Below are 22,731 nucleotides of genomic sequence, written 5' to 3'. Positions count from 1 at the left end.
TCGCCGGTCGCCTCGTGGGCGGCGACGGCGGCGGCCAGCGCCCCGGCGACACCCCCGGCGAGCCCCGGGCTCTGGCAGGCCGCTGCGGCGTGCCCCAGCGCGGTGAACGCGTCCGGCAGACAGCCGAGGAGACCGTCGTCCAGCAGCGCGGACAGCCGCAGCACCGCGTACACGATGCCGCCGAGCCCGTCGTAGCCGCCGGGGCCCGCCGCCGCGCTCAGCTCCGGGTCCTCCGCCATGGCCCGCAGCAGCGCGGGCAGCGGTGCGACCGCCTCGCGGGCCGCGGCCGCGTACCGGCCCGCGCCCGCCAGGGCGTCGGCGTGGGCCAGGAACAGCGCGACCCCGCAGTACCCCTGGGCCAGTCCCGCGCCCATCGGCAGCACCGCCCAGTGCGGTCCCGAGACCCGTTCCAGGCCGAGCCAGTTGGTCCGGCCGCCGCCGCTGACGGCGCGGGCGGCGATCTCGTCGGCGATCCCGCACGCGGCGGCCAGCAGCCGCGACGCGTCCGGCACCACCGCGGGCACCGGCCCCACCGCCAGCTCCGAACGCGGCCGGTCGGGCTCCGACGCGGCGCCCCGGGCCGCCAGGGTGGCCGAGATGATCCACTCCTGGTCGTGGCAGTCCACCTCGTCCATCCCGGCGACCTTGGCGCGCACCGACGCCAGACTCGCCACCGGCAGCACCCGCGGGATCCAGGTGCCGTCGTCCGTCAGGACCCCTGTACCGGACGGAGCGTGCGAGAAGAGGGGGACGTCGCCGCGCCAGAGGGCGGCCGTCTCGTGCTCGATCAGCCGGCTCCTGGCGCCGTCGTGCGCGGACTCGGTCCACAGCACCGCGAACACCCCGTCCCTGGCGAGCGCGTCACCGAGCAGCGCCGGGTGGGCAGACTCCTCGAGGAGCGTCGCGTAGAGCCGGGTGGAGCGGACGATCAGCCGCGCGGGCCGGTCGGCGCGGGTGGCCAGCGGGCCGTCGTCGCCGAGCAGTTCACGCCCGTCGGCGGCGAGCGCCGCGTACCCGGCGCGGAACCCCTCGATCAGGGCGGCCCGGTGGTCGGCGCCCTCCAGGGGGCGTCCGGCGGGCAGCGGGTGGTTCTGCGCGGCGGGGGAGAGCAGCGGGGCCCGGACCGCCCGCATGGTGTCGAGGCCGCTGTCCCGCCAGTGCAGGCCCTCGCTCGGGAAGGTGCCGTCCGTGGAGCGGCCGAGCGCGGAGATGTCGAGCGCCCCGTGCTCCCCGATCAGCAGGTGGGGCAGCAGGCAGGTGCGGTGCACGGAGGCGTGCAGGGCGTCCGCGGCCGGGTCGGCGCCCGCCGTCATGGCCTGCGGGAGCCCGGTGTGCAGCAGTGTCTCCGCGTCCACCAGGACCGGCTGGTCCCCGCAGGCGATGACGTTCTCGTAGTGCATGTCGGCGCCGTCCACCGCGTACAGCAGCGCCAGCAGCGCGCCCTGGCGCCGGTAGAAGGCGTCCGTCTCGGTCACCGACCGGCACCAGCGGTGCTCGACGAACTCCAGCCAGCCGTAGCCGTCGCGGCGCAGGGTGCGCGGGGTGCGCAGGGCGAGCCCCGGCACCTTCCCGTTCAGCCAGCCGGTCAGGTCGTCGAGGAGCGCGTGCTGGTCCAGCGGCCTGGGCTTGTACACGAGCCGGTCGCCGCCGGTGAAGCGCAGGATCGCGACCGACCGGTGGCCCTGGTGGACGTCCCCGCGGCCGAGGTCCACCGCGGCGAGCGCCCCGGTGTCCCGGCCGCCGAGGAGCCCGGTGGCGAGGCCGGCGCGGTCGGCCTGGAAGCGGACGACGAGTTCGGCGGCGGCGCCGGTGGCGTCGAGGGCGGTCTGCCCGAGCATCCGGGCCAGCACCGGGTACCCCGCGAGCAGCGCCGTCAGGCCCCGCCGGGTGGAGAGGGCGTCCACGAAGGAGGCGAACCGCTCGCCGGGGGTGGCGCCGGTGAGGTCTCCGGCACGGCGGGCCCTGGACAGCTCGTGGACCAGGGTGCGGGCGGCCAGCCGGACCAGCCGGTGCGTCAGCCGCCGTCCGAACGCGTCGCGCCACACGGCCTGTTCGGCGGCCGGGACGGCGGCCAGCGCACCGTTCAGCCGGGCGGTCGCGGCGGCGACGAACGGGCCCACCACGGGGGCGAAGACCTCGGGTCCCTCGGCCGCGGCGGCGGTCGTCCGCGCCGGGACGAGGGGCGCCGTGTCCAGGACCGACTCGGTGTACCCGGCCCAGTCGGGCATGGCGGTCCGTGCGGCGAGCCGCTCGGCGGGCTCGGTCACGAGCGCCGTCGCGGTGGCCTCGTCCACCCCGAGGTGGGCGAGCCGGAGGGCGAACCCCTCGGGGTCGCCCGCGGCCCAGGGGGCCGGCCCGGTGGCGGCCGGTCCGGTCGCCACCGGGAGTCCGGGGGCGGCGAGCCGTTCCGCGAGGGACAGCGCCGGTGCCCACCACGCGGGGGGCAGTTCGGCGCTCCGGGGAGTCGGGAGGCTGGCGGTCTCTGTCACGAGAGAAAAGTTCGCAGACCCCCCGGTGCCCCCACATGGGTATCCGTCCCCCATATTCTGCGCGGCCCCTCACCCACCCGGCGCCGCACGCCCGCCCGCCCCTGCACGGGACGGAGAGAACCGCAGGTCACGGCAGTACGTGCGGCCGTCCCCGGTACGGGGGCCTGGCCCCGCGGACCACCCGCGATCCGAGCCGGAAGCGGCCTCCCTGGCCCGGATCACCCACCCCGGACCCCCACTCGCGCCCTCCGCGCCCCCATCTCCCCCTCCCGCGCCCGCCCCGCCCCACCGACCCGGCCCGCGCTTCCCCCATCCCCGCGCCCGCTTCCCCCACTCCGTACCGCGAACTCCGGCCGCCCGCCCCCACGTCCGGCCCCCACCGCCCCCGCACCCGCCCCGGGAACCCGCCCCCGGCCCCCGTCCGGACCACCGGCGCGGGCCGGGTACGGGGCCCGGACCGCCCGTCGGCCGAAAAGGTGGGGACCGGCTACCGATGCCCGCCGCCGGGACCCGGCGGCAAGGTGGTGCGCAGTCCCCACTCCAGACCGCCCGCAGCGCTCTTGACCGGGCGAACGACCTCTCTAGGAGCAGCAGATGGGAGCACCCGTATCCGTCGGTGTGGTCGCCCTCGACCCGGTGCTGGAAGCAGGCACCCGCACGACCCTGCTCGCCTGCCCCGACCTCGCCGTGTGCGAGCCGGGCGACGCGCGGGTCGCCGTCCTCACCGTGGACCGGCTCGGCCCCGCCGAACTCGACATGGTGCGGACCGTCCGCACCCACCGGACGTGCCCGGCCGTCGTCCTGGTGGCCGGCGCCCTCGCCCCCGGCGACGTCCTGCACACCCTCGCCGCCGGGGCCCGCGGCCTGCTGCTGCGCCGGGAGGCCGACGCGCCCCGGCTGGGCCACGCGGTCGTCGCCGCCGCCCGCGACGACTGCACCCTGCCACCCGGCCTGCTCGAAGAGGTCCTCGACCGCCCGGCCGACCCCCGCCACGACGGCGGGAGCTGGTCCGACGGCATGCTCTCCGACCGCGAACGCTCGGTGCTGCGCCTGGTCGCCGACGGGCACGAGACGGCGGAGATCGCCCAGCGCCTCTCCTACTCGCCGCGCACCGTGACGACCGTCGTCCACGACATCACCCAGCGCTTCAGACTGCGCAACCGCGCCCACGCCGTCGCCTACGCACTCAGGGCAGGTCTGCTGTGACCCTCACTCTCATCCCCACGCACCCGGCCCCCGCCACCGCGCCCCTGCCGCTGCCCGCCGCCACCGCCGTCCGGGTGCCCGTCGCGCCCGGCGCCGACCGGGTGCGCGCGGTGGCCCGGCGGGCCGGACTCGCCTGCGTCCTGGAGACCGGGGTGCCCGGGGCCGTCACCGTCGTGGTCGCCGCCGACGCCGAACAGGCGCTGCGCGCCGGACAGGAGACGGGCCCGCTGCTGCTGGTGTGCGACACCGTCACCCGCACCGGGCTGCTGCACGCGCTGCGCAGCGGTGCCGTCGTGCTGCGGGCCGCCGACCTCACCGAGGAGACGCTCACCGCGGCCGTCCGCCGCGCCGCCCACCCGCACCCGAGCATCCCCTACCCGGAACTCTCCCACCTGCTGGTCGCCGGAGCCCGGCCGGGAGAACCGCTGCCCACCGGACCCCGCTCGGCGGAACTCACCGTCCGCCAGGCGTCGGTGCTGCGCCTCATGGCCGACGGCTACGCCAACGCGGACATCGCCCGGCTCCTCGGCTGCTCCGAGCACACCGTCAAGAACGTCATCTACGAGATCATGGCCCGGCTCCAGGTCCGCAACCGCTCGCACGCGGTCGCCCACGCCGTACGCCACGGCCTGGTCTGACCGGACGAGCCGGACGCGAGAGGGACGACGCGACGACGACGCGGGGGACGGGAACCCCGGACCGGGCCCGCACGGGCCGTACGGTCCACCCGTCACCCCGCGCGCTCGCATGCCCGCGGCCGGAGTGCCGGAGTACCGTCGTGCGGTAGGCGGTAGGCGGTAGGCGGTAGGCGGTAGGCGGTAGGCGGTCGTGAGGTCGTGAGGTAGGCGGTAGTGCCGGAGAACCCGCTGCCCGCGCTCCGTCACCCCGTGCTCCGTCACCCCGCGAGCCCGTGCCCGCGGCGGTGAGAAGCCGCGCCGCGTTCCGGGATGCCGGTCTCTCCCAGCGCGCACGCGCGGCCTCAACAGGGGGCGCCCGCAGACGACTTCACGCGCGGATGCGTCCCGTCGTCAGTAGGCCGGGGTCGGCAGCCTGCGGGGCTCGATCCGCTCCTCCACGACCCGCTCGCCCTCACGGCGCACCAGGTAGGCGGCCTTGCCCGGCAACTCCGTGACGGCGCCGCTGAGTTCACTGCCCCGGTAGACCAGGCCCACCCCGTCGTCGGTGCAGTGCGCGGTGCTGAAGACGCCCTCGGAGACCAGCCGGTGGATCAGCGGACGGCGGCCGGGGTCGGCGTCGTGGTGCACGCCGTTGCCGTACGGCAGCAGACCCAACCCGTCGGTCACCGGGCGCAGTTCGGGACCGAAGGAGTCCGTGGTGCCGCCCTCGAACCAGCAGATCGACCCGGCGCTGACCCCGGCGAGCACCACGCCCGCCCGCCACGCGCGCCGCAGGACCGCGTCGAGCCCGTGCACCCGCCAGACCGCCAGCAGGTTGGCGACCGAGCCGCCCATCACCCAGACCACGTCATGGCCGAGCACCGTGCCCTCGACGTCCTCGACGTTCGGCATCGGGAACAGGTGCAGCGGGGTGAGGTCGAAGCCCGCCACCCGGGCCGCCTCCGTCATCCGCGCCGAGACGTGCTCCGCGTCCCCGACCGCGGTGCCGAGGTAGAGCACGCGCGGGCGCCTGCCGTGCGCCCCCGAGAGGTCGACCGCGTGGTGGACCAGGGCGTCGAACAGGACCCGGCTGCGGCTCCCGGCGCGGTGGCCCCCGGACGTGGCGAGGATGGTCGGCTCCGGTGCGGTCACGCACATGATCGTATCGTGGGACCACCGGCCCCGGGCGTGCGGAAGCCGTGAAGAACGGCCCGCGCGGAACGCCCGAACGGACCCCTGGAACCCGGACGGCGGCGGAGGGGACCGGCCCGTCGACCGGTCCCCTCCGCCGCCGTCCCCGTGCGGCCGCCGCCCTCCCCCGGACGGGGCCGCAGGCGCCCTCACGGTGCGCGCAGGGCCACCGCCGCCGCGTACCCGGTCGGGACCAGCACGTCCCGCAGGGTCCACTCCGGTGACGGAGCGCGCGGCGCGGCCCCGGTCCCCACGTAGTCCAGGGACGGGTCCCGCACCAACCCGGTGCCCAGGCCCTTGAGATAGGCCTCCTTGCGCACCCAGGCCCGGGTGAACGCGGCCGGGCGCTCGGGCTCGGGCAGCCGCGCCAGCTCCTGCGCCTCCGCCCGGTGCAGCGCCGACTGCGCGCCCAGCACCGTCCTCACGGTGGCCAGGCCCTCCACGTCCACACCGACCGGCGCGGGCGCCAGCGCCACCATCACCAGACCGCCGCTGTGCGACAGGGAGAAGTGCACCCCCGGCGTGCGCAGCGTCGGGCGGCCGTGCGGACCGCCGCAGCCCGCGCAGGGGTCACGGGCCAGCGGCAGCGCCTGGGCGCGCACCCCGAGCAGCACGCTCAGCACCCCGCGCAGCGCGGCGTGCGCGACCACGTACGCGTCCCGGTCCCGGTCGTGCCGGAACGCGGCGGCGCGGGCCCGCTCCTCGGCGTCCAGCAGCTCCCTGGCCCGTTCGAGCGCCCGTTCGTCCTGGGCACCGACCTGGGCCAGGTACAGCTCCAGCGGCCCCCGCAGCGGCCGGGGCCCCGGCGGGTCCGCACCGGGCAGCCCGGACAGGTCCAGCACGGCCGGGCACAGCCGCGCGGCCGGCGGGACGGGCGGAGCGTGCGCCGACAGGTCGAGGAGCCGGCCCGATCGGCCCTCAGACATCTGCCCCGGCCAGCCGGCGGCGCAGGCTCAGCGGACGCATGTCCGTCCAGATCACGCCGATGTGGTCGAGGCACTCCTGCCGGGAGCCGCTCAGACCCTCCCGGTACCAGCCCGCCGGCGGCTCCCGGTCCGCCCGCCAGATCGAGTACTGCTCCTCGTCGTTGCGCACCACGAGATACACCTCGTCGGTGTCCGGGCGGGACTCCTCGCCGCCCGCGCCGGTCGCGATGGGGGATTGCGTCACGGTGAACCTCCCGCAGGTGATGGGGCCGACCCCAGGTCAGGGACCGACGTGGCCAGCGTGCCCAAGGCGGCCCCGGCGGGTCAGGGCCGAACACGCCGAGCCCTCGGCACGCGTTGCTGCCGGAACTTCTCTGGTGACGCGGTGCCCCGGCGCGGGACGGTGCTCTCCGGCCGGGGCGCCCGGCATCCCGGTGGCGCGGACCGACGGTCCTGCCGGGCCGCACCACCCCCGTGCGGCCCGGCACCCCGGGCGACGGCCCCCGCGCACCCCCTTTCCGGAAGGAGCACGCGATGTCGGACGACCACGCACCTGTCCTGCTGCCGGGCGGAGGCTGGCGGCTGTGGGAGCAGTTCGCGCTGCGCGGCCCCGGCTTCCCCGCCGACGGCGTCCTGCGCCTCGCCCCGCCCGGACTCGCCCAGGCCGCCGACAAGTTCGGCCCCGGTACCGCGCTTCAGGGGCCCGAATGGCGGGACTTCGCCGCCGAGCTGTCCGACGCCGCCGTCGACACCGCGCGCCACCTCCAGGAAGTCGCCGCCCAGCAGCGCTTCCAGGCCGCCCTCGCCTGGCAGAACCCCGCCGTCCTGCGCACCGGCATCGCGCCGTTCCTGCGCTGGACGCCGGGGGTCGACAAGCGCAGCAGCATGCCGCGTCAGCGCGAGGAGCTGGTCGCGCACTACTGGCAGCGGTTCTGCGTGAAGAACGACACCATCGGCTTCTTCGGCCCGGTCGGCTGGGGCCGCTGGGACCAGGACGCGCCCGGGGTGGTCTCGGTCCACCCCGGGGAGGGCTTCCTCGCCGCCCAGGAGGTCTACTTCTCCGGCTGGGCGATCGACGCCCTGGCGAAGGTCCTCGCCGAGGACGCCGAGCTGATGCGCTGGATCCCGCCGCGCCGGGTCTCCTTCGCCCGCTGCGCGGACGGCACGGTCCGGGTGCCGGGACGCCCCGCGCAGCCGGTCGCACCCGACGCGCTCGCCGTCCTCGAACTCTGCGACGGCACCCGCCACACCGGCGCCATCGCCGCCGAACTCGGCCGCGACCGGGCCGAGGTGGACGCGGTCGTCGACCACCTGGTCTCCCGCAGGTTCGCGCAGCGCCGCCTCGACGTCCCCGCGGCCACCCACCCGGACCGCGCGCTGCGCGCCATCCTGGAGCGCGTCCCCGACGACAGCGCCAGGGAACGGGCGCTGGCCCGGCTCGCCGTCCTGGAGAGCGGGCGCGACGCCGTCCGCGCGGCCGGCACCGACGCCGCCGCGCTGACCACCGCGATCACCGCCCTGGAAGCCGACTTCGCCACCCTCACCGACAGCGACGCCCAGCGCGCCAAGGGCGAACGGACCGCGCCCTGCCGGGGGTTGGTCTACTCCGACGCCCGCAGGGCCGCCACCGCGACGGCCGGTGCCGGACTCCTGGCCGGCCTGGAGCCGCTCCAGCTCTGCCTCACGGCCGCCCGCTGGATGACCAACCGCTTCGCCGGACTGATCCGCGAGCGCCTGCGCACCGTCCACGACCGGCTGCGGGCCGACGGCGCCCCCATCGACATCGCCGCCCTGTGGCTGCACACCCTGCCCTCCCCGCACCCCGACGCCTCCGCCCTGATCGACGCCGTCCAGGCCGAACTGCGGGTCAAGTGGGGCCGCGTCCTCGACCTCCCGGAGGGCGCCCGCACCGTCCGCGCCACCACCGCGGAGCTGGCCGACGCGGTGCGCCGGGAGTTCGACGAGCCGGGCGACGGCTGGTCCCTGGCCCGCTACATCAGCCCCGACGTGCTGGTCGTCGCCGACGACGCGGCGGCCCTCGCCCGCGGTGACGTCGACCTCGTCCTCGGCGAGATGCACTGCGCCCTCAACACCATGGGCGCCTCCCTCTTCGTCCACCAGCACCCCGACCGCGACGAGCTGATCGCCGAGACCACCCGGGACTTCCCCGCCCCGCGGCTGCTGCCGATGCTGCCCAAGGAGCTGCCCCTGAAGTGGTCCACCCGCAGCCGGCCCTCCCTCGACCGGCCCGAGGACCACTACATCGCCCTGGTCGACCAGACCGGCGACCCGCACCGCCCGCGCACCGTGCTGGGCGCCGACGTCCTCGTCGAGGACCGCGACGGCCGCCTCACCGCCGTCCTGCCCGACGGCTCCGCGCACGACCTGCTCGACGTCTACGCCAACACCCTCACCCAGCGCGTCATGGACCGCTTCACCCTGCGTCCCGAGGGCGATCACACCCCCCGCATCACCATCGACCGCATGGTCGTCGCCCGCGAGACCTGGCAACTGCCGGTCGCGGAGGCCGACTTCATCGAGGAGAAGGACGAGGCCACCCGGTTCGTGAAGGCCCGCCACTGGCGCCTGCGCCACGAGCTGCCGCGCTTCGTCTTCATCGTCTCCCCGACCGAACCCCGCCCGTTCTACGTCGACTTCGACAGCCCCGTCTACCTGACCATCCTCGCCAAGGCCGCCCGCAGGCTGGCCCGCAAGGACCCCGCGGCCCGGCTGCGGATCAGCGAGATGCTGCCCACCCCCGAGCAGGCCTGGCTCACCGACGGCGAAGGCCGCCGCTACACCTCCGAGTTGCGGTTCGTGGCCGTCGACCAGACCGTCACCGGCGCGGGGGAGTCCTGATGCGCACCCTCGCCGACGACATCGCCGCGCACGCCGCGAGACACCCCGACCGCGTCGCCCTCGACACCCCCGAAGGCGACATCACCTACCGGCAACTCGACACCAGGATCACCGAGTTGACCTGCCTGCTGCACGCCCACGGAGCCCGTCAGGAGACGGTGTGCGCCGTCGCCGTCGAGCACGGCCTCGACGCGGTGGCCGCCATGGCGGCGGTCCTGCGCTGCGGCGCCGCCTTCCTCACCCTGGACGTCGGCCAGCCCCGCGACCGGCTCGCCGCCTTCGTGACCAGTGCCGGGGCCCGCCTGCTGCTGACCACCTCCGGCCACGCCGCCGCCCTCGACCTGGGCCTGCCCACCGTCCTGCTCGACCGGCCCGCGCCCACCGACGCCCAGCCCCCGCCCGCGACCCCGGCCGACCCGCGCGCCCTCGCCTACGTCAGCCACACCTCCGGCAGCACCGGGGAGCCCAGCGCCGTCCTCGTCGAACACGGCGCGCTCGACGCCTATCTGCGCGACACCGCGGACGCGTTCGGCCTCGGCCCCGGCACCGTCGCCCTCCAGACCGCACCGCTCGGCTACGACGCCTCGCTGCGCGACACCTTCGCCCCGCTGCTGGCCGGCGCCACCCTCGTCGTCGTCGACCGCTCCCAGGTCCTGCGCCCCGACGCGTTCGCCCGCACCGTCCGCGACCACCGGGTCACGGCGCTGCTCAGCGTCACGCCCTCCTTCCTCACCCACCTGGCCGGACAGCCGGGGCCCGCCGGCCCGCTCGCCGGGGTCGCCCTGGTCGCCTCCAGCGGCGAGTCGCTGCGCCCCTTCCTGGCCGCCGGGGGCCGGACCCTCGTCCCCGGGCGGCTGGTCAACCAGTACGGCCCCACCGAGTGCACGATGACCACCACCCGGCACGACGTCCCGGCCGACCCCGACCCGTCCACCGACGTGGTGGGCACACCCCGGGCCGGGACGGTGATCCGGGTCCTCGACGCGGACCTGGCGCCGGTCCCCGACGGCACGGTCGGCGAGGTGTACATCGGCGGCGCCGGGGTCGCCCGCGGCTACGGCGGACGCCCGTCCCGCACCGCGGCCTGCTTCCTGCCCGACCCGTACGGCCCGCCCGGCGCCCGCCTCTACCGCACCGGCGACCTCGGCCGCTGGGAGGAGGACGGACTCCACTACGCGGGCCGCACCGACCGCCAGGTCAAGATCCGCGGTCACCGGGTCGACCCGGCGGAGGTCGAGGGGGCGCTGCTGGCCCTGCCGGGCGTCACCGGCGCGGTGATCGCCCCGCACACCGACGACCGGGGCCGCGTGTACCTGCTCGCCCACCTCACCGGCGACCTCGCCACGACGACGGACGCGACGCTGCGCACCCGGCTGGCCCGCGAGCTGCCGCCCCACCTGATGCCCCGCCGCTTCGAACGCCACGCGGTCCTCCCCGTCAACCGCGCGGGCAAGACGGACCGCCGCTCCCTGGTCGCGGGAGGCACCTCATGACCCCCACGGACCTCCGCCCCACCCCACCCACGACCCGCCGCCCGTCCCCGCCCAGGCCCCCGGGCCACCCGGCAGACCCGGCCCGCTCGGAGACGACGTCCACGGAGAGCCCGGCAGCCCCGGCCAGGACGGAGACCCCGTCCGCCGAGCACCCGGCCCCCGCCTCCCGCACCCCACCCGCCGAGCCCCTGACACCTCCAGCCAGGACCACGACCCCCGCCCGCCCCGCACCCGCCGAGAGGCCCGTCGTCGGACGGACCGCGGCCGTCGGCAGGTCCCTCCCCGGTGCGCGGCTCACCCGTGCCGATCTGGACGCCGCCGCGTCGCGCATCGCCCCGTACATCGTCCGCACGCCCCTGCTGCGCGGCCCCGCCGCCGGACCGTACGGGCCCGGTCTGCTGCTGAAGGCCGAACACCTCCAGCGCGGCGGCTCGTTCAAGACGCGCGGTGCGGCCAACGCGGTGCTCGCGCTGGGCGCGGACCGGGTCGTCACCGGCTCGTCCGGGAACCACGGCATCGCCCTGGCCCGCCTCGCCCGTCCGCTCGGCATCACGCTGACCGTCGTCCTCGCGGCGGGCGCGGCCCCCGCGAAGGCCGCCGCGATCCGGGCGCTGGGCGCGCAGACCGTCCAGGTCGCCGGGGGAGTGGCGGAGCGGGAGGAGCGGGCGCGGGCCCTCGCGGAGGAGACCGGCGCCCTGCTCGTCCCCTCCTCCGACCACCCGCTGGTCGTCGCGGGCCAGGGCACGGTCGGCGCCGAGATCCTCGCCGACGCCCCCGGCACCGAGACGCTCTACGTCCCGACCGGCGGCGGCGGACTCCTCGCGGGCGTCTGCCTGGCCGCCGCCGGACACCCGGTCCGGGTGGTCGGCGTGGAGCCCGCCCTCACCCCGCGCTACGCCCGCTCGCTCGCCGCGGGCCACCCGGTCGGCCTGCCGCCCTGCGCCACCGTCGCCGACGGCCTGCGCGGCCAGCGTCCCGGACGGGTCCCGTACCCGGTCGTCCGCGACCGCGTCGACGAGCTGATCGCCGTCGACGACAGCGAGATCATCGCCGCCACCGCCCTGCTCCACCGCCACGGCGTCGACGCCGAGCCCAGCGGGGCCGTCGCCCTGGCGGGCGCCCTGCGCGCGGGCCGCCGGGAACGGGCCGTGGCCATCGTCTCGGGCGGCAACACCCCCGCCCGCCTGCGCACCACCCACCCGGGACCCCTGTCCCGCACCCGGATCCACACCGCCACCACCCTCACGAAGGAGCACACGTCATGACCCCGAACACCGCCACCGCCCCCGCCGCCGCGACCACCGCCACCGCGGTCAGCACGGTCGAGTTGCTCGTCGAGATCTTCCGCGACGTCCTCGGCCTGCCCGACCTCACCGAGCACACCGACTTCTACGAGGCGGGCGGCGACTCCCTGACCGCCTTCCAGATCACCGGCCGCCTCCAGGAGCACCTCGGCGCCGACGTCCCCGTCTCCCTGGTCTTCGCCTACCCGACCCCGCTCGACCTCGCCGAGGTCGTGGACGCCGACTACGGCGTCGTCTGACCGGCCCGCGCTCCCCGACCGTCCGCCCCCGCTCGCCAAGGAGAGCCCAGCCATGACCGAAGACCTCGTGCCGTCCCTCGGCCGCTGGCGGCTGTGGGAGCAGTTCGCCCTGCGCGGGCCGGGCTTCCCCGCCGAGGGCGTCCTGCGCCTGGCCCCCGCAGGACTGGCCGCCGCCGCCGACAAGTTCGCCGCCGCGGAACCGCTCGACGGCGACCGCTGGCAGGACTTCGCCCGCCTCTTCGCCGACGCCGCCGTGGAGACCGCCCACACCCTCCAGGACATCGCCCGCACACCGTCCTTCCGGGAGGCGGTCGCCTGGCAGAACCGGCCCGTCCTCACCTCCGGCATCGCGCCGTTCCTGCGCTGGACGCCGGGGGTCGACAAGCGCAGCAGCATGCCCCGCCAGCGCGAGGAGCTGGTCGCGCACTACTGGCAGCGGTTCTGCGTGAAGAACGACACCATCGGCTTCTTCGGCCCGGTCGGCTGGGGCCGCTGGGACCGGGACACACCCGGCGTCGCCGTCGACCCCGGCTCCGGACTCATCGCCGACTCCCAGGTCTACTGGGCGAGTTGGGGCATCGACGCGCTCGCCAGGACACTGGACGCCGATCCCGGCCTGCGCGAGTGGATCGCGCCCCGGCGGATCCCGTTCGTCGCGCTCGACGGCGACCGGGTCAGGGTGCCGGGCAGGCGCCCGGTGACGGTACCGGCCGGGACCGCGGCCGTCCTCGCCCGCTGCGACGGCGTCCGCCCCGCGCGGGAGATCGCCGCCGCGTTCCCCGGCACCGACGTGGACGCCGTCCTCGCCGACCTCGTCGCCCGCCGCTGGGTGGTGTGGCGCCTGGAGGTCCCGGCCGGCACCCACCCGGACCGCGCCCTGCGCGCCTGGCTCGGCACGGTCGGCGCACCGGAGCCGCGACGGCGCGGACTGCGCGCCCTGGACCTGCTGGAACAGGGCCGCGCCCGGGTCGCGGCGGCCCGCACCGAGGACACGCTGGTCGCGGCCATGGCCGACCTGGAACGGGACTTCACCGGCCTGACCGAGACGGCCGCCGTACGGGAGAAGTCCGCGTCGACCGCGCCCTGCCGCGCCCTGGTCTACTCCGACACCCGGCGCTCGGCCACCGCCCGCCTCGGTCCCGCCGTCCTCGACGCGCTGGCGCCACTGCGGCTGCTCATGGACAGCGCGGGCTGGCTCACCTCCCGGCTCGCCGCGACGGTCACCGCCGAGGCCGACCGCGTCCACGCCGCCCTCGCCGCCGAGGGCCCGGTGGACCTGGCCGCCTTCTGGTTCGCCTGCCTGCCCGTCCTGCACGGAGCCGCCCGCGCCGCGGCGAGCGACCTCCAGGCGGACTTCGCCGCCCGCTGGCGGCGCGTCCTCGCGCTCCCCGGGGACGCCCGCCGGGTGCGGGTGCGCTCCGCCGACATCGAGGAGGCCGTCCGCGCGGAGTTCGGCTCGTCAGGCGGCGGCTGGACGGCGGCCCGCTACCTCAGCCCGGACGTGATGATCGCCGCCGACGGCGCCGAGGCCGTCGCCCGCGGCGACTTCACCCTCGTCCTCGGCGAACTCCACCTGGCCGCCAACACCCTGGGCGCCTCCCTCTTCACCCACCAGCACCCGGACATCGGCGAACTGTTCCGGCTCACCGACCGCGACCACCCGGGACCGCGCCTGCTGCCGCTGCTGCCCAAGGAGCACCGCTCCCGCCTCTCCGTGCGGGTCAGGCACGCCCTGGTCCGCCCCGAGGACCACCAGGTCGCGCTGGCCGACTTCACCGCCGACCCGGCCCGCCCCCGCGCCGTCCGCAGCGCCGACGCGACCGTCGAGAGGGACGGCGGCGAGCTGGTCGTGCGGCTGCCCGACGGCTCCCGGTTCCCCGCCGTGGACGTCTTCTCGCACGTCCTGACCACCCTCGCGATGGACCTCTTCCAGCCGCTGCCCCCGGCGGACCACACCCCCCGGGTCACCGTGGACCGCCTGGTGGTCGCCCGCGAGACCTGGCGGGTGCCGGCCGCCCGCGCGGAGTTCGCCGACGACAAGGACGAGGCCCGCCGGTTCGTCCGCGCCCGCCACTGGGGCGCCGCCCTGGGCCTGCCCCGCTACGTGTTCGTCGTCTCCCCGACCGAGTCCCGCCCGTTCTACGTCGACTTCGACAGCCCCGTCTACGTCACGATCCTCGCCAAGGCGCTGCGCAGGCTGGCCCGCACCGGCCCGGAGGCCACCGTCACCTTCACCGAGATGCTGCCCAGCCCCGAGCAGACCTGGCTCACCGACGACGCGGGCCGCCGCTACACCTCGGAGCTGAGGTTCGTCGCCTTCGACACCGAGCCCGCCCCGTGAACCCGCGCCGGGGCGGCCCGTGCAAACCGCCCCGGCGGCGGCTCGCCACCTGCCTCGATCCGCCCCTTCCCGAAACAGGGGAGTGTGACCTGCCCGTTCCTGGGCAGCGGGCTTGAGCGGAGTGTGTCGGTCCGGCATGCGGTGCGTACCGGACTGGCGCAGTATTCGCTTCAGTGAAGCGTCGAGGAGAGCGGAGGTGTGGGCGAGTGGTGCCCACGGGCGAGTCAGGACGTTCGGCCCCGGCGAAGGTGTCGAAAGCGGTCGCGGAACTGCCGCGACAGGTGCGCGAGGAGCTGTCGCGCAGACTCCGGCGCAACAAGGGGGCCTTCCGCTCCGGCGACGTGCAGGTCGTCGAGAAACCGCTGCTGCGGCGGGCCGTCGGCGCCTCCGCGCTCGGCAACTGCATGGAGTGGTTCGACTTCGGCGTCTACAGCTATCTGGCCGCGACCCTCGGCAAGGTCTTCTTCCCCGGCGCCTCTCCCGGCGCCCAGGTGATCTCGTCGTTCGCGACCTTCGCCGCGGCCTTCGTGGTGCGCCCGCTCGGCGGTCTGGTCTTCGGACCGCTCGGCGACCGCCTCGGCCGCCAGAAGGTGCTCGCCACCACCATGATCATGATGGCCGCCGGAACCTTCGCGATCGGCCTGATCCCCAGCTACGCCACGATCGGCATCGCCGCCCCGATCCTGCTGCTGGTCGCCCGGATGGTCCAGGGCTTCTCGACCGGCGGCGAGTACGGCGGCGCCACCACCTTCGTCGCCGAGTACTCGCCCGACCGCCGCCGGGGCTTCCTCTCCAGCTGGCTCGACTTCGGCACCTTCGTCGGCTACGCCCTCGGCTCCGCCCTGGTCACCCTGCTGAACCTGGCGCTCACCGACGACCAGATGCTCGCCTGGGGCTGGCGCCTGCCCTTCCTGATCGCCGGACCGCTCGGGGTCATCGGCCTCTACATGCGGCTCAAGCTGGAGGAGTCCCCGGCCTTCCAGCAGCAGCTCGACGACCACGAGAAGAACCTCGCCCAGGAGAGCGCGGGCGGCGAGTTCAAGACCATCGTGACCCGGTACTGGCGCCCGCTGCTCATCTGCATGGGCCTGGTCCTGCTCTACAACGTCACCAACTACATGGTCACCGGCTTCCTGCCGACCTACCAGACCGAGACCCTACACCGCTCCAGCGGCAGCGCCGACGTCCTCGTCCTGCTCGGCATGGTCTGGATCGTCCTGCTGATCACCTTCATCGGCCGCTACAGCGACCGCATCGGCAGGCGCCCCGTCTACGGCTGGTCCGCCGCGGCCATGATCGTCCTCGCCGTACCGGCCTTCCAGCTCATCAAGGCGGACGGGTTCTGGCTGCCGCTGTGCGGTGTGCTGGTCCTGTCGACGCTGCTGGCCTGCTTCGCCGCGCCCAGCGCCGCCACCCTCCCGGCGCTGTTCCCCACCGCCGTGCGCTACGCGGCGATGGGCATCGGCTTCAACATCGCCGTCGCGGCCTTCGGCGGCACCACCCCGCTGGTGACCGAGGCGCTGGTCAACCTCACGGGCGACGACCTGATGCCCGCCTACTACCTGATGCTGGCCGGGGTCATCGGCCTCGTCACCGTCCGGTTCCTGCCGGAGACCGCGCAGGTTCCGCTGAACGGCTCGCAGCCCATGGTCGGCTCGCGGGAGGAGCAGCAGGAACTCATCACCACCTCGAAGGAGCTGTACCGGGTCTCCGCGGGACGCTCCGGGGACGGGGACACCCCCGCCTCCGCCCCGGCCTGACGCAACCTTGACGCCCACCGCCCGTTCCTCACGATGCGCGGACCACCATTTATCGGTTGTATACCCATAGCGTGCATATCGTTGAGGGACGGGGTGGACCCGTCCACCCTGCGCACAACCGCTCCGGAACGGTGGTGACCCGCATGGCATCAGGTGGGCAGCCCGACGGGTCGGCCGACGAAGCGACCGCGGTGGTCACCGCCGACGGCACCGTCGCCGGATGGACCCGGGGCGCGCAGCGGCTGCTCGGACACCGGGCGGCCGACGTCGTGGGGCGACCGGGCGGCCCGCTGATCGCCACCGCCGACCGGGCCCGCGCCGCCCGGATCGCCGAGGCGTGCCGCACCGGCGCGGGCTGGCGCGGCCTGGTCACCCTCACGGACCGCACCGGCCGGGACGTCCCCACCGACGTGAGCGTCTCGGCCGCCTTCCGGATGGCCAGCCTCGGCGACTGCTTCCTCGTCACCGGCCACGAACGCGGGCCCGACCACGGGGTCGACGAGTCCGTCCTCGACGGCTTCCTCACCCGCTCCCCGATCGGCATGGCCGTGATGAGCCCCGACCTGCGCTACGTCTGGCTCAACGACGTCCTGGAACGCTTCGGCGGCGTGCCCCGCGAACAGCGCATCGGCCGCAGGCTCAGCGAGTTCATGCCGGGTCTGCAGGCCGAGAAGCTGGAGAACCTGATGGAGAAGGTCCTGCTCACGGGCGTGCCCGTGATGGACCACGAGTACCGGGGCTGGAGCTGGGCCGACCCGCACCATGAGCACGCCTACTCCACGTCCTTCTTCCCGCTCACCGACGCCGACGGCGATGTCACCGGCGTCTGCTACATGGTCTCGGACGTCACCGACCGCTGGGCCGCCCAGCAGCGCCTGGTCTTCATGAACGACGCGGGGGCCCGCCTCGGCCGGTCGCTCGACGTCCTGCGGACGGCGCAGGAGCTGGCCGACGTGGTGGTGCCCCGGTTCGCCGACCTCGCCGTCGTCGACCTGCTGGACTCCGCGCTCAGCACCGAGGAGCTGTCACCGCTCGACCCGGACGACATGCCGGGCATGTTCCGCGCCGGGCTCCAGTCCGTGCGGCCCGGCTCCCCGGAGGCGATGGCCCGGGTGGGGGAGCCGGTCGAGTTCGTGCCGCCGCCGCACGACCGCACCTACCTCCTGGACGGCGAGGGCGTCCTCATGCCCGTCCTGGACCCCGGCAGCCCCGAGTGGGCGGTCGGCGATCCCGAGCGGGCCGTCCGGATCAGGCGGTACGGCATCCACTCCCTGATCTCCGTCCCGCTGCGGGCCCGCGACACCGTCCTCGGCCTGGCCACCTTCCTGCGCACCGAGAACCTGGCCTCCTTCGCCCCGGACGACCTGCTGCTCGCCCAGGAACTCGCGGCCAGGGCCGCCGTCAGCCTGGACAACGCCCGCCGCTACACCCGCGAGCGCAACACCGCCCTCACCCTCCAGCGCAACCTGCTGCCCCAGGCGCTGGCGGGCGTCACCGGCCTGGAGACCGCGTACGTCTACCTCCCCGCCGAGGTCAAGGACGGCGTCGGCGGCGACTGGTTCGACGTCCTGCCGCTCTCCAGCGCCCGCGTCGGACTGGTCGTCGGCGACGTCGTCGGCCACGGCATCACCGCCGCCGCGACCATGGGACGGCTCCGCACGGCCGTGCACACCCTCGCTGACATGGACCTGCCTCCCGCGGAGCTGCTCGCCCACCTCGACGACCTCGTCATCCGGCTCACCGAGGAGGAACCCCCGGACGGCGTCACCGGCAACGCCGTCCTCGGCGCCACCTGCCTCTACGCCGTCTACGACCCCGTCACCCGGCAGTGCGAACTGGCCAGGGCGGGCCACCCGCCGCCCGTCGTCGTCGCCCCGGACGGCACCGTCGGCTTCCCCGACCTGCCCGTCGGACCCCCGCTCGGCCTGGGCGGCATGCCCTTCGAGTCGGGCACCGTGGAACTGGCCGAGGGCAGCACCATCGGCCTCTACACCGACGGCCTCATCGAGGGCATCGGACGCGACGTCGACCTCGGCATGCGGCGCCTCGGCGAGGTCCTGGCCCGCACCGGACGACCCCTGGACGAGCTGTGCGCCGAGGCGGTGCGCCACCTCGTCCCCGGCCCCCAACCGGACGACGTCGCCCTGCTGCTGGCCCGCCCCGCCCCCTCAAGCCCACCCAGGTCAGGTCCTGGGAGGTGCCCTTCGACCCCTCCGCCGTGGCGGACGCCCGCGTCGACGTCGCCCGCCAACTGGAGTCCTGGGGCCTGGTCGAGCTGACCATGCCCACCGAACTGATCGTCAGCGAACTCCTGGCCAACGCCCTCCGCTACGCCTCGGGACCGCTGCGCCTGCGTCTGCTCCGGCACACGTACCTCACCTGCGAGGTCAGCGACACCAGCAGCACATCCCCGCGGATGCGGCACGCCCGCGCGCTGGACGAGAACGGCCGCGGCCTCTTCCTGGTCGCCCAGCTCACCCGCCGCTGGGGCACCCGGCACACCCCCGAGGGCAAGACCATCTGGGCCGAGCAGGACCTCCCGCCCGCCGCCCGCGACTGACCGGGACCTAGCCCTCCCGTCCGGCCTCCACGGCCCGCATCCGGTAGTCCCGCGCCGTGACCCCGTAGGCGGCCCGGAACGCCCGCGCGAAGGCACTGGGGTGGGCGAAGCCCCAGCGGCGCGCGATCTCGTGGACCGGACGGCCGCCCAGCGCCGGATCGGCCAGCTCCCGCCTGGCCCGCTCCAGCCGCTCCGCCCTCACGTACGCCATCACCGTCCCGGGACTCCCCTCCGGCCGCTCCCGTTCCCGGAAGACCCGGTGCAGCCGGCTGACGGAGATGTGGTGGGCGTCGGCGACCCGCCCCGGCGTCAGGTCCGGGTCGCCGAGGTGCTGGTGGATGAACGCGCGCACCCGCAGGTTCAGGGTGTGCCCGCGGGTCTCCGGGGGGAGCGCGTCCAGGGCGTCCAGCTCGTGCGCGAGGACGGTGGCGAGCAGGTCCGTCAGGACCGTCTCGAGCCGCGGCACGTCGGCGGCCGTGTACGAGGCGCTGCCGGCCGCGAGGCCGGTGAGGAAGGCGGCGAACAGCGCCCCCACCCCGCCGCGTCCGTCCAGCGGCCGCCCGATGACCCGCCTCGCCGCGTCGGCGGGCAGTGGCAGCGCGGACCTCGGCACGTCCACGCTGACGGCCTCGATCCGCTCCCCGCGGGTGCCCAGCCGTATCTCCAGCGGGTGCGAGGAGTCGTTGGTGCGCAGTTGTCCCGGCCCGTGCAGGGTGTCGCGTCCGCCCAGGCTGAGCCCGACCGTGCCCCGGGTGATCAGCGACAGGTGGTAGCTCTCCGGGTCCGAGCGGCGGATCAGCCGGGGCGTGCGGCGGATCACGAAGGCGTCCATGGTGGCGGGCACCACCGCCACCCGGCCCAGTTCGATGATCCGCTGGCTCGCCAGGAACCCGGCACCCGGCCGCCCCGCCATGTCCACCGGGGCGTGCGAACGCGACAACTGCTCCACGAACGCGTCCGCCCGCTCGCCGGGCGGCAGGTCATCGGTATGGAACACCGTCTCGATCATCACGCTCCCCTTCCGGAGCGCCATGGTCCGTCACCCGCCGAGCCACGACAAGCGCCCGCCCCGCCCGCGCCGGGCAGCGGTCAGACCGTGAGCATCGTCCAGGGCTCGGGCCTGGCCAGCGCGAGACGCGGCTTGGCGGCCGCCCAGTGCCGGACCGACGCGGCCAGCACCCCGGCCGGGTCGCGCACCGTACGGGTCGGCTCGAACGGCTCGCGCATGCTCGTGTAGCTCTGGAACATGGCGAGCAGCTTCACCGCCTGGTTCTGGAACGGCGACAGGTACTGGTCGGCGAGCGGCAGGAAGAAGCGGTTCCAGCTGTCCCCCGACACCAGCGGCGGCCGCTGGACCGGCGCCACCCCGTGCGCGGCCCGGCAGTCGTCGAGCGTGTCGCAGACGACGCCGAGCAGCGCGTCGAGGGTGAGGCTGTCCCGGCCCGCCGCCAGCACCTCCGTCCGCGGCAGCGGGGGCGGCGCACCGAGCGCCGCGCCGACGACCAGATCGGCCACCTCGTCCACCGGGCTGATCTCGGCGTACCCGGCCGGGTCCCCGACGACCACGGCGGCCAGGCCCGACACCAGCGCCTGGAAGATCGTGTAGGGACCGGAGAACCGGGCGATCTCACCGCTGCCCCTGCGCCCCACGATCAACGGTGGCCGCACCAGCGTCAGCGGCCCCGGATGCTCCGTGCGCACCACGTCCTCGCACACCGCCTTGGACCACTCGTAGCCGTTGCGGTACCCCTCGAACTCCGCGCCCCGCAGGTCCTCCGGGTTGCGCACGCCCCCGACGTACGCGGTGGAGAGATGGACGACGTGCGTGTCGCGGTCGGCGAGGGCCAGGACGGCCCGCAGCGCGTCGATGTTGGCGGCGGTCGCCTCGGACCTGCTGAGCGTCCAGCGGGTCGAGGCCGCCGCGTGCACGATCACGTCCCAGTGCCCGCCGAGGGCGGCGGGGGCGGGCTCGGCGCCGAGCCGCCAGCCGACCAGGGAGGCGTCGGTCTCCCGCCGCGCGACCCGGGTGACGGGATGGCCCGCGGTGTGCAACTGGTCGACGACCTCGGTGCCGACCACCCCGGTCGCTCCGGTGACGAGGATGCGCATGGTTTCTCTCTGTCGCGTGGGGCCCGGTCGTTCGGCCGGGCCGGTCGGGTGCGGCGGGCGTGGCCGCCGGGCGTGCGGTGCCCGGCGGGGCCGCTCAGCCCTCCGGGACCAGCACCAGACAGGCGTTCTGGCCGCCGAACCCGAAGGAGTTGGAGAGCACGGGCGCGGTCGGCACGGTCCGCGGCGCGGCCACCACCAGGTCCACCAGGTCGGACTCGGCGCTGGCCCGCAGGTTGGCGATCGGCGGGACGAGCCCCCGCTCGGCGCAGAGCAGCGCGAGCGCGGCCTCCAACGCCCCGGAACCGCCGATGAGATGACCGGTGACGCCCTTCACGGCGGTCAGCGGCGGCGGCTGCCCGGCGAAGCACCGGTCGACCGCGCGCGCCTCGGCGCGGTCGTTGAGGAGCGTCGAGGTGCCGTGGGCGTTGACGTGGCCGATGTCGGCGGGGCGCAGCCCGGCGTCGGCGATGGCCTGCCGCATGCACCGGGCCGCCGTCTCGCCGTCCTCCCGGGGCGCGACGATGTGGGACGCGTCGCAGGTGTCGGCGTACCCGGCGATCTCGCCGTAGACCCGGGCGCCCCTGGTCCGCGCGGAGTCCATGCGCTCCAGGACCAGCACGGCGGCGCCCTCGCCCATCACGAACCCGTCCCGGTCCACGTCGAACGGGCGGCTGGCCAGCTCCGGTTCCGCGTTGCGGGTGGACATCGCCCGCATCCGCGCGAACGCCCCCACGACCACGGTGGTGACGGCGGAGTCGACGCCACCGGCCACCGCCACGTCGAGTTCCCCGTACCGGATCTTGCGGGCGGCCTCCCCGACGGCGGTGGTGCCGCTGGCGCAGGCGCTGGAGTAGGTCGTGCAGGCCCCCTGGTAGCCGTAGCGCATGGCCAGGCGGCAGGCGGGCGAGTTGGCCATCGTGCGGGGCACGGTGTGCACCGGCATCTCCCGCGGCCGGTCCCCGTGGCTGAGGGTGACGGCCTCCATGGACGGCAGGCCGCCGATGCCGGTGCCGATCTGCGCCCCCACCCGCTCCGGCGGCAGGTCGGCGGGGAGCCGCGCGTCGGCCACGGCGTCGGCCGCGGCGCAGAGCAGCAACTGCGTGGTGCGGTCGATCTGCCGGGTCTCGCGCCGGGTCAGGTACGCCTCCAGGTCGAACGGCGGCACCAGGCAGCCGAAGTGCACCGGATGGTCCTGCTCCACCAGCCACCCGGCGAGCGACGCGGCGGTGCCCTCCGCCTTCAGGACGGTGGTGTACGCCTCCTCCAGGTCGTTGCCCGCCGGTGACTTGACGCCGATCCCGGTGACGGCGACCCGGTGCCCGCCCGAGCGGTGACGGCCGGTCATACCGGCTCCGCCGTCCGCGCCCGCAGCAGGTCGATGGCCTCGCCGACGTCCCGGGCCGAGGTCAGGTCCTCCACCGCGATCCGCAGCTTCAGGGCGCGCTCCAGCCGGGCGCCGATCTCCATCAGTTCCAGACTGTCGATGCCGAAGTCGTCGACCAGGCTGGTCCGCTCGTGCACGTCCTCGGCATCGGTGCCGAGCACGTCCGAGACGGTGGTCCTGACCAGCAGGGCCAGATCCTCGCGAGAGGGCATGTCGGGGGTTCCTTCCGGTACGCAGGGGTTCGGTGGTGCGG

16 protein-coding genes and 1 pseudogene are annotated in these 22,731 nt (G+C 75.5%); 9 read left to right on the top strand and 8 right to left on the bottom strand.

All coding sequences use genetic code 11. The annotated features are described in order from the left end of the window. A partial coding sequence (locus GA0115242_RS07585) for a type 2 lanthipeptide synthetase LanM family protein (RefSeq protein ID WP_093825820.1) occupies window positions 1-2,489 on the bottom strand: 2,489 nt, incomplete at its 3' end. Window positions 2,490-3,083: 594 nt separating this feature from the next. Here GA0115242_RS07585 and GA0115242_RS07580 point away from each other — a divergent pair. Both GA0115242_RS07580 and GA0115242_RS07575 read left to right on the top strand, forming a co-directional pair. Continuing rightward, the gene (locus GA0115242_RS07580) at window positions 3,084-3,695 is read left to right on the top strand and encodes a helix-turn-helix transcriptional regulator (RefSeq protein WP_093825818.1); all 612 of its coding nucleotides are present in this window, start codon (window positions 3,084-3,086) and stop codon (window positions 3,693-3,695) included. After that, a complete protein-coding gene (locus GA0115242_RS07575) occupies window positions 3,692-4,333 on the top strand; it encodes a response regulator transcription factor (RefSeq protein ID WP_093825816.1) in 642 nt (213 codons plus the stop codon). Before GA0115242_RS07580 ends, GA0115242_RS07575 begins: the two co-directional genes overlap by 4 nt. 390 nt (window positions 4,334-4,723) lie before the next feature. Here the strand turns inward: GA0115242_RS07575 and GA0115242_RS07570 are convergent, their stop codons facing one another. The 3 genes from GA0115242_RS07570 to GA0115242_RS07560 all read right to left on the bottom strand — a co-directional run bounded on the left by GA0115242_RS07570 (window position 4,724) and on the right by GA0115242_RS07560 (window position 6,673). Continuing rightward, window positions 4,724-5,464, bottom strand: a complete 741-nt coding sequence (locus tag GA0115242_RS07570; protein ID WP_093825840.1) for a Type 1 glutamine amidotransferase-like domain-containing protein — start codon at window positions 5,462-5,464, stop codon at window positions 4,724-4,726. 188 nt (window positions 5,465-5,652) lie between these two features. Then, window positions 5,653-6,429 (bottom strand): 4'-phosphopantetheinyl transferase family protein, encoded by a 777-nt coding sequence (locus tag GA0115242_RS07565; protein ID WP_176729766.1) that lies wholly within the window; start codon window positions 6,427-6,429, stop codon window positions 5,653-5,655. Then, window positions 6,422-6,673 (bottom strand): MbtH family protein, encoded by a 252-nt coding sequence (locus GA0115242_RS07560; RefSeq protein ID WP_256089385.1) that lies wholly within the window; start codon window positions 6,671-6,673, stop codon window positions 6,422-6,424. The genes GA0115242_RS07565 and GA0115242_RS07560 overlap by 8 nt, the downstream gene beginning before the upstream one ends. A 290-nt stretch (window positions 6,674-6,963) precedes the next feature. Between GA0115242_RS07560 and GA0115242_RS07555 the strand changes: the two genes are divergently transcribed. The 7 genes and pseudogenes from GA0115242_RS07555 (at window position 6,964) to GA0115242_RS07525 (ending at window position 18,985) form a co-directional block, all read left to right on the top strand. Beyond that, window positions 6,964-9,288, top strand: a complete 2,325-nt coding sequence (locus GA0115242_RS07555) for a lantibiotic dehydratase (protein WP_093825815.1) — start codon at window positions 6,964-6,966, stop codon at window positions 9,286-9,288. Further along, a complete protein-coding gene (locus GA0115242_RS07550; RefSeq protein ID WP_093825811.1) occupies window positions 9,288-10,781 on the top strand; it encodes an amino acid adenylation domain-containing protein in 1,494 nt (497 codons plus the stop codon). Before GA0115242_RS07555 ends, GA0115242_RS07550 begins: the two co-directional genes overlap by 1 nt. Continuing rightward, entirely contained in the window at window positions 10,778-12,046 is a 1,269-nt protein-coding gene (locus GA0115242_RS07545; protein ID WP_237548913.1) for a threonine ammonia-lyase, read from the top strand. The genes GA0115242_RS07550 and GA0115242_RS07545 overlap by 4 nt, the downstream gene beginning before the upstream one ends. Next, window positions 12,043-12,324 (top strand): acyl carrier protein, encoded by a 282-nt coding sequence (locus tag GA0115242_RS07540; protein ID WP_093825810.1) that lies wholly within the window; start codon window positions 12,043-12,045, stop codon window positions 12,322-12,324. The genes GA0115242_RS07545 and GA0115242_RS07540 overlap by 4 nt, the downstream gene beginning before the upstream one ends. A 52-nt stretch (window positions 12,325-12,376) precedes the next feature. Then, window positions 12,377-14,665 (top strand): lantibiotic dehydratase, encoded by a 2,289-nt coding sequence (locus GA0115242_RS07535; RefSeq protein WP_093825808.1) that lies wholly within the window; start codon window positions 12,377-12,379, stop codon window positions 14,663-14,665. A gap of 206 nt (window positions 14,666-14,871) precedes the next feature. Then, a complete protein-coding gene (locus GA0115242_RS07530) occupies window positions 14,872-16,425 on the top strand; it encodes an MFS transporter (RefSeq protein WP_093825806.1) in 1,554 nt (517 codons plus the stop codon). 143 nt (window positions 16,426-16,568) lie between these two features. Further along, window positions 16,569-18,985: pseudogene (locus GA0115242_RS07525) on the top strand (SpoIIE family protein phosphatase). Window positions 18,986-18,992: 7 nt separating this feature from the next. Here the strand turns inward: GA0115242_RS07525 and GA0115242_RS07520 are convergent. The 4 genes from GA0115242_RS07520 to GA0115242_RS07505 all read right to left on the bottom strand — a co-directional run bounded on the left by GA0115242_RS07520 (window position 18,993) and on the right by GA0115242_RS07505 (window position 22,690). Then, window positions 18,993-19,994 (bottom strand): AraC-like ligand-binding domain-containing protein, encoded by a 1,002-nt coding sequence (locus GA0115242_RS07520; protein ID WP_202555031.1) that lies wholly within the window; start codon window positions 19,992-19,994, stop codon window positions 18,993-18,995. Between the two features lie 80 nt (window positions 19,995-20,074). Beyond that, entirely contained in the window at window positions 20,075-21,094 is a 1,020-nt protein-coding gene (locus tag GA0115242_RS07515; protein ID WP_093825804.1) for an SDR family oxidoreductase, read from the bottom strand. A 94-nt stretch (window positions 21,095-21,188) separates the two neighbouring features. Next, window positions 21,189-22,439: a beta-ketoacyl-[acyl-carrier-protein] synthase family protein gene (locus GA0115242_RS07510; RefSeq protein ID WP_093825802.1), complete on the bottom strand. Its 1,251-nt coding sequence runs from the start codon at window positions 22,437-22,439 to the stop codon at window positions 21,189-21,191. Continuing rightward, window positions 22,436-22,690, bottom strand: a complete 255-nt coding sequence (locus GA0115242_RS07505) for an acyl carrier protein (protein ID WP_093825800.1) — start codon at window positions 22,688-22,690, stop codon at window positions 22,436-22,438. The genes GA0115242_RS07510 and GA0115242_RS07505 overlap by 4 nt, the downstream gene beginning before the upstream one ends. Window positions 22,691-22,731: the final 41 nt, after the last annotated feature.

The organism is Streptomyces sp. SolWspMP-5a-2 (assembly GCF_900091845.1).
Taxonomy (GTDB): domain Bacteria; phylum Actinomycetota; class Actinomycetes; order Streptomycetales; family Streptomycetaceae; genus Streptomyces; species Streptomyces doudnae.
Note: the sequence above shows the minus strand (reverse complement) of the source record. Positions and strands in the feature narration are given on the sequence as shown.

Excerpts from the sequence above, each read along its gene's own strand:
- GA0115242_RS07515 (WP_093825804.1), bottom strand. The coding sequence starts at position 21,094 with ATGCGCATCCTCGTCACCGGAGCGACCGGGGTGGTCGGCACCGAGGTC.
- GA0115242_RS07540 (WP_093825810.1), top strand. The coding sequence starts at position 12,043 with ATGACCCCGAACACCGCCACCGCCCCCGCCGCCGCGACCACCGCCACC.
- GA0115242_RS07535 (WP_093825808.1), top strand. The coding sequence starts at position 12,377 with ATGACCGAAGACCTCGTGCCGTCCCTCGGCCGCTGGCGGCTGTGGGAG.
- GA0115242_RS07520 (WP_202555031.1), bottom strand. The coding sequence starts at position 19,994 with ATGATCGAGACGGTGTTCCATACCGATGACCTGCCGCCCGGCGAGCGG.
- GA0115242_RS07580 (WP_093825818.1), top strand. The coding sequence starts at position 3,084 with ATGGGAGCACCCGTATCCGTCGGTGTGGTCGCCCTCGACCCGGTGCTG.
- GA0115242_RS07510 (WP_093825802.1), bottom strand. The coding sequence starts at position 22,439 with ATGACCGGCCGTCACCGCTCGGGCGGGCACCGGGTCGCCGTCACCGGG.
- GA0115242_RS07555 (WP_093825815.1), top strand. The coding sequence starts at position 6,964 with ATGTCGGACGACCACGCACCTGTCCTGCTGCCGGGCGGAGGCTGGCGG.
- GA0115242_RS07550 (WP_093825811.1), top strand. The coding sequence starts at position 9,288 with ATGCGCACCCTCGCCGACGACATCGCCGCGCACGCCGCGAGACACCCC.
- GA0115242_RS07545 (WP_237548913.1), top strand. The coding sequence starts at position 10,778 with ATGACCCCCACGGACCTCCGCCCCACCCCACCCACGACCCGCCGCCCG.
- GA0115242_RS07565 (WP_176729766.1), bottom strand. The coding sequence starts at position 6,429 with ATGTCTGAGGGCCGATCGGGCCGGCTCCTCGACCTGTCGGCGCACGCT.
- GA0115242_RS07505 (WP_093825800.1), bottom strand. The coding sequence starts at position 22,690 with ATGCCCTCTCGCGAGGATCTGGCCCTGCTGGTCAGGACCACCGTCTCG.